General features: G+C 63.9%; 15 protein-coding genes. 14 read left to right on the forward strand and 1 reads right to left on the reverse strand.

The genetic code is table 11. From position 1 onward, the window contains the following. Nucleotide 1: 1 nt before the first annotated feature. On the reverse strand, nt 2–1,366 hold the full coding sequence (locus CXQ81_RS04440; RefSeq protein WP_101336607.1) for a formimidoylglutamate deiminase: 1,365 nt from the start codon (nt 1,364–1,366) through the stop codon (nt 2–4). A gap of 188 nt (nt 1,367–1,554) precedes the next feature. Here CXQ81_RS04440 and hutC point away from each other — a divergent pair, with 188 nt between their 5' ends. The 14 genes from hutC (at nt 1,555) to dtd (ending at nt 17,928) form a co-directional block, all read left to right on the forward strand. Then, nucleotides 1,555–2,223, forward strand: coding sequence for a histidine utilization repressor (hutC, locus tag CXQ81_RS04445; RefSeq protein WP_238437480.1), 669 nt, complete (start codon nt 1,555–1,557; stop codon nt 2,221–2,223). A 9-nt stretch (nt 2,224–2,232) separates the two neighbouring features. Further along, complete coding sequence (locus CXQ81_RS04450; protein ID WP_101336608.1) at nt 2,233–2,805, forward strand: HutD family protein; 573 nt, start codon at nt 2,233–2,235, stop codon at nt 2,803–2,805. A gap of 494 nt (nt 2,806–3,299) precedes the next feature. Beyond that, nucleotides 3,300–4,982, forward strand: a complete 1,683-nt coding sequence (hutU, locus tag CXQ81_RS04455) for a urocanate hydratase (protein WP_007925917.1) — start codon at nt 3,300–3,302, stop codon at nt 4,980–4,982. 117 nt (nt 4,983–5,099) lie between these two features. Beyond that, nucleotides 5,100–6,563, forward strand: a complete 1,464-nt coding sequence (locus CXQ81_RS04460; RefSeq protein WP_009041789.1) for a cytosine permease — start codon at nt 5,100–5,102, stop codon at nt 6,561–6,563. Nucleotides 6,564–6,637: 74 nt separating this feature from the next. After that, nucleotides 6,638–7,606, forward strand: coding sequence for an ABC transporter substrate-binding protein (locus CXQ81_RS04465; protein WP_007925914.1), 969 nt, complete (start codon nt 6,638–6,640; stop codon nt 7,604–7,606). Nucleotides 7,607–7,677: 71 nt separating this feature from the next. Then, entirely contained in the window at nt 7,678–8,529 is an 852-nt protein-coding gene (locus CXQ81_RS04470) for a proline/glycine betaine ABC transporter permease (RefSeq protein WP_007925913.1), read from the forward strand. Then, on the forward strand, nt 8,526–9,356 hold the full coding sequence (locus tag CXQ81_RS04475) for a glycine betaine/L-proline ABC transporter ATP-binding protein (protein WP_007925912.1): 831 nt from the start codon (nt 8,526–8,528) through the stop codon (nt 9,354–9,356). Before CXQ81_RS04470 ends, CXQ81_RS04475 begins: the two co-directional genes overlap by 4 nt. 99 nt (nt 9,357–9,455) lie before the next feature. Further along, complete coding sequence (hutH, locus tag CXQ81_RS04480; RefSeq protein ID WP_101336609.1) at nt 9,456–10,979, forward strand: histidine ammonia-lyase; 1,524 nt, start codon at nt 9,456–9,458, stop codon at nt 10,977–10,979. 158 nt (nt 10,980–11,137) lie between these two features. Next, nucleotides 11,138–12,670, forward strand: a complete 1,533-nt coding sequence (gene hutH, locus CXQ81_RS04485) for a histidine ammonia-lyase (RefSeq protein WP_007925908.1) — start codon at nt 11,138–11,140, stop codon at nt 12,668–12,670. A 151-nt stretch (nt 12,671–12,821) separates the two neighbouring features. Further along, on the forward strand, nt 12,822–14,231 hold the full coding sequence (locus CXQ81_RS04490) for an amino acid permease (RefSeq protein ID WP_007925907.1): 1,410 nt from the start codon (nt 12,822–12,824) through the stop codon (nt 14,229–14,231). A 16-nt stretch (nt 14,232–14,247) separates the two neighbouring features. After that, nucleotides 14,248–15,453, forward strand: a complete 1,206-nt coding sequence (gene hutI / locus CXQ81_RS04495; RefSeq protein WP_101336610.1) for an imidazolonepropionase — start codon at nt 14,248–14,250, stop codon at nt 15,451–15,453. Nucleotides 15,454–15,463: 10 nt separating this feature from the next. Further along, on the forward strand, nt 15,464–16,267 hold the full coding sequence (hutG, locus tag CXQ81_RS04500; RefSeq protein WP_101336611.1) for an N-formylglutamate deformylase: 804 nt from the start codon (nt 15,464–15,466) through the stop codon (nt 16,265–16,267). Nucleotides 16,268–16,522: 255 nt separating this feature from the next. Continuing rightward, on the forward strand, nt 16,523–17,494 hold the full coding sequence (gene pip, locus CXQ81_RS04505; RefSeq protein WP_007925901.1) for a prolyl aminopeptidase: 972 nt from the start codon (nt 16,523–16,525) through the stop codon (nt 17,492–17,494). Next, nucleotides 17,491–17,928, forward strand: coding sequence for a D-aminoacyl-tRNA deacylase (dtd, locus tag CXQ81_RS04510; RefSeq protein ID WP_007925900.1), 438 nt, complete (start codon nt 17,491–17,493; stop codon nt 17,926–17,928). The genes pip and dtd overlap by 4 nt, the downstream gene beginning before the upstream one ends. Nucleotides 17,929–17,975 lie beyond the last annotated feature (47 nt).

Consider the following 17,975-nt stretch of genomic DNA (forward strand, 5'->3'; position numbering starts at 1 on the left):
TTCAGCCGAGCAGGTCGCGCAGCACCTGGGTAAAGGCCCGATTACTTTCTTCTTCGCCTGCGTGACGTCCGTCGCGCACGACCCACTGACCGTTGACCAGCACATCGCGCACCTGGCGATCGCCGCCGGCGAACAGCCAGCGGTTGAGAATGCCGTCGCCCTCGGCGGTGGCCAGGTAAGGATCGCTGCCGTCAAGCACCAGCCAGTCGGCACGCTTGCCCACTTCCAGGGCGCCGATCGGCTGTCCCAGGGCCTGGGCACCGCCGTCCAGAGCGGCGTCGTACAGGGTCCGGCCAACCATCGGCTGGTCGTTGCGATACAGGCGGTTGCGGCGTTGATCGCGCAGGCGCTGGCCGTATTCCGCCCAGCGCAATTCTTCCACCACGCTCAGCGACACATGGCTGTCGGAACCGATGCCCATGCGGCCGCCCTGGGCGAGAAAATCCACCGCTGGGAAAATCCCGTCGCCGAGGTTGGCTTCGGTGGTCAGGCACAGGCCGGCAATCGCTCGGCTTTGCGCCATGAGGCTGACTTCTTCGGCATTCGCGTGGGTGGCATGGACCAGGCACCAGCGCTGATCGACCGCGGTGTTTTCATACAGCCATTGCAGCGGCCGGCGCCCGCTCCAGGTCAGGCAGTCATCGACTTCCTTCTGCTGTTCGGCAATGTGGATATGCACCGGGCACTGCTTGTCGCTGGCGGCCAGCACTTCGCTGATCTGCTGCGGGGTGACCGCGCGCAACGAGTGGAAGCACAGCCCCAGCTGCTGGGCCGGTTGCCGGGCCAGCAGCGGTTGCAGGCGGCTTTGCAGCTTGAGGTAGTTTTCCGTGCTGTTGATGAAGCGGCGCTGGCCTTCGTTGGGCGCCTGGCCGCCGAAACCGGAGTGGCTGTACAGCACTGGCAGCAGGGTCAGGCCGATGCCGGCGGCGCTGGCGGCCTGGCTGATGCGCAGGGACAGCTCGGCCGGGTCGGCGTAGGGCTGGCCGTTGGTGTCGTGATGCACATAGTGGAATTCGGCGACCGAGGTGTAACCGGCCTTGAGCATTTCGATGTACAGCTGACGGGCGATGATGCCCAGCTGGTCCGGGCTGATCTTGCCCACCAGGCGATACATCAGGTCGCGCCAGGTCCAGAAGCTGTCGTTGGGGTTGCCGGCCACTTCCGCCAGCCCGGCCATCGCCCGCTGGAACGCATGGGAGTGCAGGTTGGGCATGCCCGGCAGTAGCGGGCCTTGTAGCCGCTCGGCGCCTTCTGCGCTGGCATCGGCCTGGATGTGGGTCAACAGGCCGTCGGCGCTGACCTCGAGACGTACGTTGTTGGCCCATCCGTTAGGCAGCAGTGCGCGTTCGGCAAAGAAGGCGGACATGGTTCAAGCACCCCGTCGTGTGTTATTTGTATATACATATACAGACGTTTGCCTGCTCGGTAAACTCCGGCAAGCTAGCCTCTTTCTTCAGCCAACAAGGATTTCCCGTGCCGACTCCGCCCGCCAACTCCCCGCTGGCCGCCCATCTGGGCGATAGTCCGGCGCCCCTGTACGCCCGCGTCAAGCAGATGATCACCCAGCAGATCGAGAGTGGAAACTGGCCGCCGCATTACCGCGTGCCCTCGGAAAGCGAGCTGGTCAGCCAGCTGGGTTTCAGCCGCATGACCATCAACCGCGCCCTGCGCGAGATGACCGCCGAAGGCCTGCTGGTGCGCATGCAGGGCGTGGGGACTTTCGTCGCCGAACCGAAAAGCCAGTCGGCGCTGTTCGAGGTGCACAACATTGCCGATGAGATCGCCTCGCGCGGTCATCGCCACACGTGCAAGGTCATCACCCTGGGGGAAGAGGCAGCCGGTTCCGAGCGCGCCGTGGCCCTGGAAATGCGAGAAGGGCAGAGGGTCTTCCACTCGCTGATCGTGCATTTCGAGAACGATATCCCGGTGCAGATCGAGGACCGCTTCGTCAACGCGCTGGTGGCACCGGACTACCTCAAGCAGGACTTCACCCTGCAGACCCCCTACGCCTACCTGAACCAGGTCGCACCGCTGACCGAAGGCGAGCATGTGGTCGAGGCGATTCTGGCCGAGCCGGAAGAGTGCAAGCTGCTGCAGATCGAGCGCGGCGAGCCGTGCCTGCTGATTCGCCGCCGGACCTGGTCTGGCCGCCAGCCGGTAACCGCCGCGCGCCTGATCCACCCGGGTTCTCGTCACAGCCTGGAAGGGCGGTTTCATAAGTAAGGGGCATCAATGACTCAGTTGAACGTTTTGCGCGCGGCCAACTACCCGCGCATGCCATGGAAGAACGGTGGCGGCAGTACCGAAGAGATCACCCGGGACGCCGGCGTCGGCCTGGAAGGTTTCGGCTGGCGGCTGTCGATCGCCGATATCGGCGAGTCCGGTGGCTTCTCCAGCTTCGCCGGCTACCAGCGGATCATCACCGTGCTGCAAGGCGCGGGCATGGCCCTGACGGTGGACGGCGAGGACACCCGGGCACTGTTACCGCTGGACCCCTTTGCCTTCAGTGGCGCCAGCCAGGTCGCGTGCACCCTGATCGACGGGCCGATTCGCGACTTCAACCTGATCTACGCGCCGGACCGCTACAGCGCTCGCCTGCAATGGCTGCAGGGTGGCCAGCGTTTCTTCACCCAGGCCGGCACGGTGCTGGTATTCAGCGTGGCCGAGGAAATGCGCGCCGACCTGGGTGGCGGTGTCGCCGCCTTGCTTGAGCGCCATGACTGCCTGCAACTGCTCGGTAACCCCGGCTTGCGGGAAGTCACCGTCAGCGGCGCTTGCTGCGTGATCGAACTGACAGCCATCTGACCTGTAGCCGCTGCCGCAGGCTGCGATAGGCCGGGGTCGCGCTCGACTCGAAGAGCCTTCCGGCCTGCAAGAGCGCGTCTCCTTCGGAGTCGATCGCAGCCTTCGGCAGCGGCTACAAGCCCACCTGTTTCTCTCCCTCCCTGATGTTGTTTCCCTCGCGCACCAATTTGTTACCGAACGCCCCAGCGTGGCGCAAAGCCCTGGCGAAGTAACAGCTCTCCCGCCTCTAGCCATAATCCCCGCGAAAAAATAATCGACGCTGAAACCCTTGATCCAAGGGCGTCTTCACCGGTTTCACGATTTTCTTGAAGGCTCATTAAACGAGTTGGCCGATCGATTGCATATGCTTGTATGTACAAGTAAAGACGTATGCGTATGAGTCACTGAAGACTCTTCGCAGCGTCCCCTGATTCGCTTGCTGCGCAGCGCCCTGCGCGCAGGCACGCTCGCCCACTGCCTGGGTTGGTTTGGATTGATCGCTGAGGAGTTTTTTCGTGACTGAGAATAAACCTACGAAATACCGGAACGTCGAAATTCGCGCTGCCCGCGGCAACAAGCTGACCGCCAAGAGCTGGCTGACAGAAGCGCCGCTGCGCATGCTGATGAACAACCTCGACCCGGAAGTCGCCGAGAACCCGAAAGAGCTGGTGGTTTACGGTGGCATCGGCCGCGCCGCGCGCAACTGGGAGTGTTACGACAAGATCGTCGAGAGCCTGACCAACCTGAATGACGACGAGACCCTGCTGGTGCAATCCGGCAAGCCGGTCGGCGTATTCAAGACCCACAGCAACGCCCCACGCGTGCTGATCGCTAACTCCAACCTGGTACCGCACTGGGCCACCTGGGAACACTTCAACGAACTGGATGCCAAGGGCCTGGCCATGTATGGCCAGATGACCGCCGGCAGCTGGATCTACATCGGTAGCCAGGGCATCGTCCAGGGCACCTACGAAACCTTCGTCGAAGCCGGTCGCCAGCACTACAACGATGACCTCAAGGGCCGCTGGGTCCTGACCGCCGGCCTCGGCGGCATGGGCGGCGCCCAGCCTCTGGCCGCGACCCTGGCCGGTGCCTGCTCGCTGAACATCGAATGCCAGCAGACCAGCATCGATTTCCGCCTGAAGACCCGCTATGTCGACGAGCAGGCCAAAGACCTGGACGACGCCCTGGCGCGTATCGCCAAGTACACCGCCGAAGGCAAGGCGATCTCCATCGCCCTGTGCGGCAACGCGGCTGAAATCCTCCCGGAAATGGTCCGTCGCGGCGTGCGTCCGGACATGGTCACCGACCAGACCAGCGCCCACGACCCGCTCAACGGCTACCTGCCAGCCGGCTGGACCTGGGAGCAGTACCGCGAGCGCGCCAAGACCGAGCCTGCCGCGGTGGTCAAGGCGGCCAAGCAATCGATGGCTGTGCACGTCAAGGCCATGCTCGACTTCCAGAAGCAGGGCATCCCGACCTTCGACTACGGCAACAACATCCGTCAGATGGCCCAGGAAGAAGGCGTCGAGAACGCCTTCGACTTCCCAGGCTTCGTGCCGGCCTATATCCGTCCGCTGTTCTGCCGCGGCATCGGTCCGTTCCGCTGGGCCGCGCTGTCGGGCGACCCGCAGGACATCTACAAGACCGACGCCAAGGTCAAGGAACTGATCCCGGACGACGCGCACCTGCACAACTGGCTGGACATGGCGCGCGAGCGCATCAGCTTCCAGGGCCTGCCGGCGCGTATCTGCTGGGTTGGCCTGGGCCTGCGCGCCAAGCTCGGCCTGGCGTTCAACGAAATGGTGCGCAGCGGCGAGCTGTCGGCGCCGATCGTCATCGGTCGCGACCACCTGGACTCCGGCTCGGTATCCAGCCCGAACCGCGAAACCGAATCGATGCAGGATGGTTCCGATGCCGTGTCCGACTGGCCGCTGCTCAACGCCCTGCTGAACACCGCCAGCGGCGCGACCTGGGTTTCCCTGCACCACGGCGGCGGCGTCGGCATGGGCTTCTCCCAGCACTCCGGGATGGTGATCGTCTGCGATGGTACCGACGAAGCGGCCGAGCGTATCGCCCGTGTGCTGCATAACGACCCGGGTACCGGTGTCATGCGTCACGCCGATGCCGGTTACCAGATCGCCATCGACTGCGCCAAGGAACAGGGCCTGAACCTGCCGATGATCACTGGCAAGTAAGCTCCCGGCGGATTGCCGCCAGGATTAGGGAAGAAGCCGTCGCACGCTGCAGTGCGGCGGCTCGGTCCATGTAGCAGTGCTTTGACATGACAAGAATCTCCCGGGAGAACAATAACGATGTCCACGGCCAGCGATAGCTCCAAACCCCTGATCGAACGGCGCTCGATCAACTACATCCCCGAGGCTGAACGCCACGGCAAGCTCTACAGCCAGTTCACCCTGTGGTTGGGGGCTAACCTGCAGATCACCGCCATCGTCACTGGCGCTCTGGCGGTGGTGCTGGGCGGTGATGTGTTCTGGTCGCTGATCGGCCTGCTCATCGGGCAACTGCTGGGCGGCGGTGTGATGGCGTTGCACGCGGCGCAAGGACCCAAGCTCGGCCTGCCGCAGATGATCTCCAGTCGGGTTCAGTTCGGCGTCTATGGCGCGGCCATTCCGATCGTCCTGGTCTGCCTGATGTACCTGGGCTTCACCGCCACCGGCACGGTGCTTTCCGGCCAGGCGCTGGGCCAGCTGTTCGGGGTCAGCGACAGTGTCGGCATCCTGATCTTCGCCAGCGTCATCGTGCTGGTCACGGTGCTTGGCTACCGGGTGATCCATTTCATCGGTCGCGCCGCCAGCGTCATTGGCGTGATCGCTTTCGTTTATCTGTTCAGTCGCCTGATGAGCCAGACCGACATTGGCGCACTCCTGGAAATCCGCCACTTCAGCTGGAGCAGCTTCCTGCTCGCGGTGTCGCTCGCCGCGTCCTGGCAGATCGCTTTCGGCCCCTACGTGGCCGACTATTCGCGCTACCTGCCGAGCAAGACCTCCTCGGTGAAAACCTTCCTCGCCGCTGGCGCAGGCTCGGTGATCGGCGCGCAGGTGGCGATGATGCTCGGCGTGTTCGCCGCGGCCATGGCCGACGGGCAGTTCGCCGGCCACGAAGTGGCCTACATCGTCGGCCTGGGCGGCAGCGGTGCCACTGCGGCGCTGCTGTACTTCAGCATCGCCTTCGGCAAGATCACCATCTCGACGCTGAACTCCTACGGCAGCTTCATGTGCATTGCCACCATCATCAGTGGCTTTCGTGGCCACCTGGAAGTGACGCGCTTGCAACGCCTGGTGTTCGTGCTGGTCATCGTCGGTACCGCGACCCTGATCGCCTTGCTTGGCCAGCACTCGTTCCTCGGTGCGTTCAAGTCTTTCATCCTCTTCCTGCTGGCCTTCTTCACCCCGTGGAGCGCGGTCAACCTGGTGGACTACTACTGCATTACCCGCGAGCACTATGACGTGCCGGCGCTGGCCGATCCGAACGGTCGCTATGGCCGCTGGAACATCCTCGGTATCAGCGTCTATGTGATCGGTGTGCTGGTGCAGCTGCCGTTCATCGCCACCAAGTTCTACACCGGCCCGCTGGTGGAAACCCTGGGTGGCGTGGATATCTCCTGGATCGTCGGCCTGGTGGTTCCCGCGGCGCTGTATTACGTCTGCGCGAAAAAATGGCATGGCGCCGTACCCGATCGCCTGATCCTGCCGGTAGAGCAGGACTCGATCACAGAACAAAAGCTGAGTGGGGCAGGCCGCGCTACTGCGGTCTAGACCTGATTGGACGTGGACGGGCTGGATGCCTCTTGACTGCCGTAATCCATTTCAATGATTGGGAGCGTCACACAATGAAAATGAATAAGACCCTGCTGACCACTTTGCTTTCCATGGGCCTGCTGGCCAGCGCCGGCGCTACCCAGGCGGCCGGCTGGTGCGAGTCCGGCAAACCGGTGAAATTCGCCGGCCTGAACTGGGAAAGCGGCATGTTGCTGACCGACGTGCTGCAAGTGGTCCTGGAAAAAGGCTACGGCTGCAAGACCGACAGCCTGCCAGGCAACTCCATCACCATGGAGAACGCCCTGAGCAGCAATGACATCCAGGTTTTCGCCGAGGAGTGGGTCGGTCGCAGCGAGGTCTGGAACAAGGCCGAGAAGGCCGGCAAGGTGGTCGGCGTCGGCGCCCCGGTGGTGGGCGCCATCGAAGGCTGGTACGTGCCGCGCTACGTGATCGAAGGCGATGCCAAGCGCAAGCTGGAAGCCAAGGCCCCGGACCTGAAGAACATTGCCGATTTGGGCAAGTACGCCAGCGTATTCAAGGACCCGGAAGAGCCGAGCAAGGGCCGTTTCTATAACTGCCCGGCCGGCTGGACCTGCGAGCTGGACAACAGCGAGATGCTGAAAAGCTACGGCCTGGAAAGCAGCTACACCAACTTCCGCCCAGGCACCGGCCCGGCGCTGGATGCCGCGGTACTGTCGAGCTACAAGCGTGGCGAGCCGATCCTGTTCTACTACTGGTCGCCAACCCCGCTGATGGGCCAGGTCGACCTGGTGAAGCTGGAAGAAAAGCCGGGCGTGGACAAGAGCGTGACCATCAAGGTCGGCCTGTCCAAGACCTTCCACGAGGAAGCGCCTGAGCTGGTGGCCGTGCTGGAAAAGGTCAACCTGCCGATCGACCTGCTCAATCAGAACCTGGGTCGCATGGCGAAGGAACGTATCGAATCGCCGAAGCTGGCGAAAATTTTCCTCAAGGAACATCCTGAAGTCTGGCACGCATGGGTGAGCGACGACGCAGCCAAGAAAATCGACGCGGCCTTGTAGGTAGAGCCTTCCCGGCTGCCTGAGCGGTAGCCGGGAGCTTCACCACAACCCACTTGATCGAGAGTCTCTCTATGTTTCCTGAAAGCTTCACGTTTTCCATCGCCGACTGGGTCAACAGTTGGGTCGATTCGCTGGTGACCAACTACGGCGATGTGTTCCGCCACATCTCCGACACCCTGCTGTGGGCCATCGTCAACCTCGAAGGCCTGCTGCGCCTGGCGCCCTGGTGGCTGATGCTGGCGATCGTCGGCGGCATCGCCTGGCATTCGACCCGCAAGCTGGTGACCACCGCGGTGATCGTCGGCCTGCTGTTCCTGGTGGGCGCGGTCGGCCTGTGGGACAAGCTGATGCAGACCCTGGCGCTGATGCTGGTGGCGACCTTCATTTCGGTGCTGATCGGCATTCCCCTGGGGATCCTCTCGGCGCGCAGCAATCGCCTGCGTTCGGTGCTGATGCCGCTCTTGGACATCATGCAGACCATGCCGAGCTTCGTGTACCTGATCCCGGTGCTGATGCTGTTCGGCCTGGGCAAGGTGCCGGCGATCTTCGCCACCGTGATCTACGCCGCGCCGCCGCTGATCCGCCTGACCGACCTGGGCATTCGCCAGGTCGACGGCGAAGTCATGGAGGCGATCAACGCTTTCGGCGCCAACCGCTGGCAGCAACTGTTCGGCGTGCAACTGCCGCTGGCCCTGCCGAGCATCATGGCCGGGATCAACCAGACCACCATGATGGCCCTGTCGATGGTGGTGATCGCCTCGATGATCGGTGCCCGTGGCCTGGGCGAAGACGTGCTGGTGGGCATCCAGACCCTCAACGTCGGCCGTGGCCTGGAAGCCGGTCTGGCGATCGTGATTCTGGCCGTGGTCATCGACCGTATTACCCAAGCCTATGGTCGTCCACGCCATGAGGTGAGCAAATGAACGACGCAATCGTGAGCAAGATCGAAGTCAAGAACGTCTTCAAGATTTTCGGCAACCGTTCGGCCGACGCGCTGAACATGATTCGCCAGAACAAGACCAAGGACCAGGTGCTGGCCGAGACCGGCTGCGTGGTCGGGGTCAACGACCTGTCGCTGAGCATCGGCACTGGCGAAATCTTCGTGATCATGGGGCTGTCCGGCTCCGGCAAGTCGACGTTGGTGCGCCACTTCAACCGCCTGATCGACCCGACCAGTGGCGCGATCCTGGTGGATGGCGTGGACATCCTGCAATACGACATGGAAGCCCTGCGCGAATTTCGCCGGCACAAGATCAGCATGGTGTTCCAGAGCTTCGGCCTGCTGCCGCACAAGACCGTGCTGGAAAACACCGCCTATGGCCTCAAGGTGCGGGGCGAGAGCAAGGAAGTCTGCACCGAGCGCGCGCTGCACTGGATCAACACCGTGGGCCTCAAGGGCTACGAGAACAAGTACCCGCACCAGCTGTCCGGCGGCATGCGCCAGCGCGTCGGCCTGGCCCGCGCCCTGGCGGCGGACACCGACATCATCCTGATGGACGAGGCCTTCAGCGCCCTCGACCCGCTGATCCGCGCCGAGATGCAGGACCAACTGCTGGAGCTGCAAAAGACCCTGCACAAGACCATCGTCTTCATTACCCACGACCTCGACGAGGCCGTGCGCATCGGCAACCGCATCGCGATCCTCAAGGATGGCCGGCTGATCCAGGTCGGCACGCCGAAAGAGATCCTGCATTCGCCGGCGGACGAGTATGTCGACCGTTTCGTGCAGCGACGCGCGGCGGTGGTTTGAAGGCTTGGGGCGGGCCTCTTCCCCTGTAGGAGCGAGGCTTGCCCGCGAAGGCGGCGGTAAAGCTGCATCAATGTTCAGGTTGTACCCGTGAGGTCGAAGATGTCGCAGGCTGAAAAAATCGTTATCGCCGATGCCCCGTTGCGTTGGCAGGATGTGGTCGCCGTAGCCCGGCATGGCGCGCAGCTCGAGCTGTCGGCCCAGGCCTGGGCGCGTATCGAGAATGCCCAGGCCATCGTCCAGCGCATCGTCGTCAGCGGCGAACGCGCTTATGGCATCAACACCGGCCTTGGCGCGCTGTGCAACGTTTCGCTGCAGGACGAACAGCTCAGCCAGCTGTCGCGCAACACCCTGCTCAGCCATGCCTGTGGCGTGGGCGCGCCGCTGGCCGACGAGCAGACCCGGGCGATCATGTGCGCGGCTGTCGTCAACTACAGCCACGGCAAGTCCGGCTTGCATCGCCGGGTGGTCGAGGCGCTGCTGGCCCTGCTCAATCGCGGCATCACCCCGCAGGTGCCGTCCCAGGGCTCGGTGGGTTACCTGACCCACATGGCCCATATCAGCATCGCCTTGCTCGGCGTCGGCCAGGTCAGCTATCGCGGGCAGGTGGTGTCGGCCGAGCAGGCGCTGGCGGCGGAAGGCCTGGAACCGGTGCAACTGGGGGCCAAGGACGGTCTGTGCCTGGTCAACGGTACGCCGTGCATGACCGGCCTGAGCTGCCTGGCCCTGGCCGACGCCACGCGCCTGCTGCAGTGGGCCGACGTGATCGGCGCCATGAGCTTCGAGGCCCAGCGCGGGCAGATCGCCGCCTTCGATGCCGAGATCATTGCGCTCAAGCCGCACCCGGGCATGCAGCAGGTCGGCATCAACCTGCGCGCCTTGCTCGACGGCAGTGAAGTGATTGCCGCCAGCAAAGGCATCCGCACCCAGGATGCCCTGAGCATCCGTTCCATCCCGCAGGTTCACGGCGCCGCCCGCGATCAGTTGGCGCACGCGACGCAGCAGGTCGAAACCGAGCTCAACTCGGTCACCGACAACCCGATGGTGCTGGGCACTCCGGACAACTACCGGGTGATGTCCCAGGCCAACCCCCACGGCCAGTCGGTGGCACTGGCGGCGGACCTTCTGGCGATCGCCATGGCCGAGATCGGCTCGATCGCCGAGCGCCGCCTGGACCGCCTGATCAACCCCCATGTCAGCGGTTTGCCGGCGTTCCTGGTGAGCAACCCCGGGGTCAACTCCGGAATGATGATCGTCCAGTACGTCGCTGCCTCGCTGTGCGCGGAAAACCGCCAGCTGGCGCAACCGGCGGTGCTCGACAACTACGTCACCTCCGGCCTGCAGGAAGACCACCTGAGCCTGGGCACCAACGCCGCGCTGAAGCTTTCCCGCGCGCTGGAAAACTGCACCCAGATCCTCGCCATCGAATACCTGCTGGCGGCCCAGGCCTTCGAGTTTCTCAAGGAGCAGCGTTTCGGTGCCGGCACCGAGGCGGCCTGGAAGCTCCTGCGCCAGCGGGTTCCGGCCTATGACCAGGATCGCTGGCTGGCCCCGGACATCGCCAGCGCGACGGCGCTGCTCAAGGCTCCGGCCTTGCTGCAGGAGGTTTTACCGGGCGTGCGCTGAAGCGCGCCCTGCAAGAACAGGATTTTCCAAGACAACGGTTTCCACGAAAAACCAGCGTGCCAAGGCGCCACTCGCTCACAAACGGCGGGCTGCGACGGACAACGGAAGCTTCCGGAGCGACTGGTAGTTAATAACAAACTCTCAAAAGGAGCATAAATGTGACTGCGCTAAATCTGATTCCCGGCCAACTGACCCTGGCCCAACTGCGTGCCGTCTACCAACAGCCGGTAACCCTCAGCCTCGATAACAGCGCCTCGGCACAGATCGACGCCAGCGTCGCCTGTGTCGAGCAGATCCTCGCCGAGAACCGCACCGCCTACGGCATCAACACCGGTTTCGGCCTGCTGGCCTCGACCCGTATCGCCAGCGAAGACCTGGAAAACCTCCAGCGCTCCCTGGTGCTGTCCCATGCCGCCGGTGTCGGCGAGCCGATCAGCGACGCTCTGGTGCGCCTGGTCATGGTGCTCAAGGTCAACAGCCTGAGCCGTGGTTTTTCCGGTATCCGCCGCCAGGTGATCGACGCGCTGATTGCCCTGGTCAACGCCGAGGTCTACCCGCATATCCCGCTCAAGGGTTCGGTGGGCGCTTCCGGCGACCTCGCGCCGCTGGCGCATATGTCCCTGGTGCTGCTGGGTGAAGGCAAGGCCCGTTATAAAGGCCAATGGCTGGACGCCACCGAAGCCCTGAGCGTGGCCGGCCTCAAGCCGCTGACCCTGGCGGCCAAGGAAGGCCTGGCGCTGCTCAACGGCACCCAGGTTTCCACCGCGTTTGCCCTGCGCGGCCTGTTCGAAGGCGAAGACCTGTTCGCCGGTGCCCTGGCCTGCGGCGGCCTGACCGTCGAGGCGGTGCTGGGCTCGCGTTCGCCGTTCGATGCGCGGATTCATGCCGCCCGTGGCCAGAAAGGCCAGATCGACGCCGCCGCGGCTTACCGCGACCTGCTGGGCGACAGCAGCGAAGTCTCCAAGTCGCACCAGAACTGCGACAAGGTGCAGGACCCGTACTCCCTGCGCTGCCAGCCACAAGTCATGGGCGCCTGCCTGACCCAGTTCCGCCAGGCCGCCGAGGTGCTGGTGGTCGAAGCCAACGCCGTGTCGGATAACCCACTGGTGTTCGCCGCCGAGGGCGATGTGATCTCCGGTGGCAACTTCCACGCCGAGCCGGTGGCCATGGCCGCCGACAACATGGCCCTGGCCATCGCCGAAATCGGTTCCCTGAGTGAGCGCCGCATCTCGCTGATGATGGACAAGCACATGTCCCAGCTGCCGCCGTTCCTGGTGGCCAATGGCGGGGTCAACTCCGGCTTCATGATCGCCCAGGTGACCGCCGCGGCCCTGGCCAGCGAAAACAAGGCGCTGGCCCATCCGCACTCGGTGGACAGCCTGCCGACTTCCGCCAACCAGGAAGACCATGTGTCCATGGCGCCCGCCGCTGGCAAGCGCCTGTGGGAAATGGCCGAAAACACCCGTGGCATCCTCGCCGTGGAATGGCTGGCGGCCTGCCAGGGCCTGGACCTGCGTGATGGCCTGAAGACCTCGACCAAGCTGGAAAAGGCCCGTGCCACCCTGCGTAGCAAAGTGCCGTTCTACGAGAAGGACCGCTTCTTCGCCCCGGACATCAATGCCGCGGGCGAACTGCTGGCGTCCCGTTGCCTGAACGAGCTGCTGCCGGCCAAGTTGCTGCCGAGCCTGTAACGACCATGCCCGTAGCCGCTGCTGAGGTACGAAGCTGCGAAGCGGTCCGCAGGACCGCCGTCGGGGGCTGCTGCGCAGCCCATCGCAGCCTCGTACCTCGGCAGCGGCTACGGTTTGGGTTTTCTCCGATAAAAATAATTAGGAACGAGAAATGCAACAGCAAGCTCAAGGATTGAAACGCGGGCTGTCCGCCCGACATATTCGCTTCATGGCGCTGGGGTCGGCGATCGGCACCGGGCTGTTCTATGGTTCTGCCTCGGCCATCCAGATGGCCGGTCCCGCGGTCCTCCTGGCCTACCTGATCGGTGGCGCCGCGGTGTTCATGGTGATGCGCGCGCTGGGCGAGATGGCCGTGCACAACCCGGTGTCCGGCTCGTTTGGCCACTACGCCAGCAATTACCTGGGACCACTGCCGGGCTTTATCCTCGGCTGGACCTATGCCTTTGAAATGATCATCGTCTGCCTGGCCGACGTCACGGCTTTCGGCATCTATATGGGCTTCTGGTTTCCGGAAGTGGCGCGCTGGGTCTGGGTGCTCGGCATCGTGTTCCTGATCGGCGGCCTCAACCTGTGCAACGTCAAGGTCTTCGGCGAAATGGAGTTCTGGCTGTCGCTGCTGAAAGTCGGCGCGATTGTCGCGATGATCCTCGCCGGCTTCGGCATCATGTTGTTCGGTATCGGTTCGGCCAGCAACGAGCAGGCCACCGGGGTGGCCAACCTCTGGGCCCACGGCGGCTTCATGCCCCACGGCATCGGCGGCCTGATCGCTTCGTTCGCGGTGGTGATGTTCGCTTTTGGCGGCATCGAGATCATCGGTATCACCGCCGGTGAAGCCAAGGACCCGCAGCGGGTCATCCCCAAGGCGATCAACGCGGTGCCGATGCGCATCCTGCTGTTCTATGTGCTGACCCTGTTCGTACTGATGGCCATCTATCCATGGCCGCAGATCGGCAGCCAGGGCAGCCCGTTCGTGCAGATCTTCGACAACCTGGGCATCGGCTCGGCGGCGACCATCCTCAATATCGTGGTGATCTCGGCGGCGGTGTCGGCGATCAACAGCGACATCTTCGGCGCCGGACGCATGATGTACGGCCTGGCCCAGCAAGGGCAGGCGCCAAAAGGCTTTGCCCAACTGTCGAAACACGGCGTGCCGTGGATGACTGTGGTGGTCATGGGCGCCGCGCTGCTGGGCGGTGTGCTGCTGAACTACCTGATTCCGGAAAACGTGTTCCTGCTGATTGCCTCGATCGCTACTTTCGCCACGGTCTGGGTCTGGCTGATGATCCTGGTCACCCAGGTGGCCATGCGTCGCTCGATGAGCGCCGAGCAGGTCGCCCAACTGAAATTCCCGGTGCCGTTCTGGCCCTGGGCGCCGGCAGCCGCCATCGTGTTCATGCTGTTCGTCTTCGGCGTGCTGGGTTATTTCCCGCAAACCCAGGCGGCGCTGGCGGTGGGGGCGGTGTGGATCGTGCTGCTGGTGATCGCTTATCTGTTGTGGGTCAAGCCGGCCGCCGGTCAGGCGGTCCAGGTGCACCGCGACCCTTCTTTGTCCCATCGATAACTAACGGAGTCCTCGGATGAAAACTCTCTGGCAACACTGTCACGTCGCAAGCATGGCGCAAGGTGCTTACTCGATCATCGAGGATGCCGCCATCGTGACGTCAGGAGCGCTCATAGAGTGGATCGGCCCGCGCGATCAGGTCCCGGCTGGTAACTATGCCGAGCTGCATGACCTGGCGGGGGCCTGGGTCACCCCGGGCCTGATCGACTGCCACACTCACACGGTATTCGGCGGCAACCGCAGCGGCGAATTCGAGCAACGCCTGCAAGGGGTGAGCTACGCCGAAATCGCCGCCGCCGGTGGCGGTATCGCCAGCACCGTGCGGGCCACCCGCGCGGCGAGCGAGGACGAACTGTTCGACAGCGCCCGCAAGCGCTTGAAAAGCCTGCTGCGCGACGGCGTGACCAGCGTCGAGATCAAGTCCGGCTACGGCCTGGACCTGGCCAGCGAACGCAAGATCCTGCGGGTGATCCGGCGCCTGGGCGCCGAGCTGCCGGTCAGTGTGCGCAGCACCTGCCTGGCGGCCCACGCCTTGCCACCGGAATACGCCGAGCGCTCGGACGACTACATCGAGCACATCTGCGCCGAAATGCTCCCGGCCCTGGCGGCCGAGGGCCTGGTGGACGCGGTGGATGCGTTCTGCGAATACCTGGCGTTCTCGCCGGAGCAGGTGGAGCGGGTGTTCATCGCCGCGCACAAGCTTGGCCTGCCGGTGAAACTGCACGCCGAGCAACTGTCGTCGTTGCATGGCTCCAGCCTGGCGGCGCGTTATCACGCGCTGTCGGCCGACCATCTGGAGTTCATGACCGAGGAGGACGCCATTGCCATGGCCGAGGCCGGCACCGTCGCCGTGCTGCTGCCGGGCGCGTTCTATTTCCTGCGCGAAACCCAGCTGCCGCCGCTGGATGCGCTGCGCAAGCACGGGGTGAAGATCGCCGTGGCCAGCGACCTCAACCCCGGCACTTCGCCGGCGCTGTCCCTGCGCCTGATGCTGAACATGGCCTGCACCTGTTTCCGTATGACCCCGGAAGAAGCCCTGGCCGGTGTGACTCTGCATGCGGCCACCGCGCTGGGCATGGAGCGGACCCACGGTTCGCTGGAGGCCGGCAAGGTGGCGGACTTCGTCGCCTGGCAGATCGATCGTCCCGCCGACCTGGCCTACTGGCTGGGCGGTGACCTGGAAAAACGCGTCGTGCGCCACGGCGTTGAAGTGGATTTATAGGAGAAGGGTTGTGGATAAGGTTCTGAACTTCAAACAAGGCCGGGTGCCGCTGCTGATCAGCATGCCCCACGCTGGCCTGCGCCTGACACCGGCGGTCGAGGCCGGGCTGATCCCCGAGGCGCAAAGCCTGCCGGATACCGACTGGCACATTCCCCAGCTCTACGCGTTCGCCGAGGAACTAGGCGCCAGCACCCTGGCGGCCGAGTATTCGCGTTTCGTCATCGACCTCAATCGCCCATCCGACGACAAGCCTCTCTATGTCGGTGCCACCACCGGGTTGTACCCGGCCACGCTGTTCGATGGCGTGCCGCTGTTCCGTGAGGGGCTGGAGCCGTCGAAGCAGGAACGGGCGACTTACCTGGAGAAGGTCTGGACGCCTTATCACGGCACTTTGCAGCAGGAGCTGGCACGGTTGAAGGCCGAGTTCGGCTATGCCTTGCTGTTCGATGCGCATTCGATCCGTTCGCTGATCCCGCATCTGTTCGAAGGCAAGCTGCCGGACTTCAACCTGGGCACCTTCAATGGCGCCAGCTGCGATGCCGAACTGGCCAGCCAGCTGGAAGCGGTCTGCGCCCGCCATGCCGACTACAGCCATGTGCTCAACGGCCGTTTCAAGGGCGGCCATATCACCCGGCACTACGGCAACCCGGCCGAGAACATCCATGCCGTGCAGCTGGAGCTGGCGCAGAGCACCTATATGGAAGAGTTCGAGCCGTTCCGCTACCGCGACGATCTGGCGGTGCCGACCCAGGTGGTGCTCAAGCAGCTGCTGCAAGGGCTGCTGGCCTGGGGGCAGAAGCGTTACGGGCGCTGAAGCCGACAGGAAGCCCTGTAGCCGCTGCCGCAGGCTGCGATAAGGCCGAAGGCCTTCAGCGATCTCAAGATCCTGCGCCTGCTGCGCAGTCGAGCGCAGCCTTCGGCAGCGGCTACAGGTGCGTCTGGCTTTCCGGGGGGAACAACCGCATTTTTTCCAAGGACATGCTCATTGCGTAATTCGGGTTTATGATGCCGGACGGCAGAATAATTGAAGTCCCCCCAGGGATGACCTCGACCCCTTACGGAGCGCGCAATGCAGACTTTGTACCCGCAGATCAAACCCTATGCCCGGCACGATCTGGCTGTCGACGAACCCCATGTACTGTATGTCGATGAGAGCGGATCCCCGGAAGGCTTGCCGGTGGTGTTCATCCACGGTGGCCCGGGAGCCGGGTGCGATGCTCAGAGTCGCCGTTACTTCGACCCGAACCTGTACCGCATCATCACCTTCGACCAGCGCGGTTGCGGGCGCTCCACCCCGCACGCCAGCCTGGAAAACAACACCACCTGGGACCTGGTCGCCGACCTCGAGCGGATCCGCCTGCACCTGGGCATCGAAAAATGGGTGGTGTTCGGCGGCTCCTGGGGTTCGACCCTGGCCCTGGCTTATGCGCAAACCCATCCTGAGCGTGTTCATGGCCTGATTCTGCGTGGGATCTTCCTGTGCCGTCCGCAGGAAATCGAATGGTTCTACCAGGCCGGTGCCAGCCGTCTGTTCCCCGACTACTGGCAGGACTACGTGGCGCCTATCCCGCTGGACGAGCGCGACGACCTGCTCAGCGCCTTCCACAAGCGTCTCGTCGGCAACGACCAGATCGCCCAGATGCATGCGGCCAAGGCCTGGTCGATCTGGGAAGGGCGGACCGCGACCCTGCGGCCGAACCCGCTGGTGGTCGATCGTTTCTCCGAGCCGCAGCGCGCGCTGTCGATTGCCCGGATCGAATGCCACTACTTCACCAACCATGCGTTCCTCGAGCCGAACCAGCTGATTCGCGACATGGGCAAGATCGCCCACCTGCCGGGCGTGATCGTGCATGGTCGCTACGACGTGATCTGCCCGCTGGACAATGCCTGGGAATTGCACCAGGCCTGGCCGAACAGCGAGCTGCAGGTGATCCGCGATGCCGGTCACGCTGCGTCCGAACCGGGCATCACCGATGCGCTGGTGCGTGCCGCTGATCAGATGGCCCGGCGCCTGCTCGACCTGCCGCCCGAAGAAGCATGAAGGGGCTGTTACAGCGCGTGCGCGGCGCGCGGGTCGAAGTGGCGGGGGAAATCGTCGGGGCGGTGGACCAGGGTTTGCTGGTGCTGGTGGCGGTGGAGCCCGAGGACACTCGGGCCAGTGCCGACAAACTGCTGCACAAGCTGCTTAACTATCGGGTATTCAGTGATGCCGAGGGCAAGATGAACCTGTCCCTGGCCGATGTGGACGGCGGTTTGCTGCTGGTCTCGCAGTTCACCCTGGCCGCGGACACCAAGAACGGCCTGCGCCCGAGCTTTTCCACGGCGGCACCGCCGGCCCTCGGTGAAGAACTTTTTGATTATCTGTTATGCAAGGCGCAACAGTTGCATGGCAAAGTAGCATCAGGGCGCTTCGGGGCGGATATGCAGGTCCATCTGGTCAATGATGGCCCGGTAACCTTCCTGTTACAGACCTGAAAGTGCTTGAAACATCTTTTTCGGCCGGAACCGGCCGAAAATAGGCG

The organism is Pseudomonas sp. 09C 129, from assembly GCF_002843625.1.
GTDB classification, from domain to species: domain Bacteria; phylum Pseudomonadota; class Gammaproteobacteria; order Pseudomonadales; family Pseudomonadaceae; genus Aquipseudomonas; species Aquipseudomonas chlororaphis.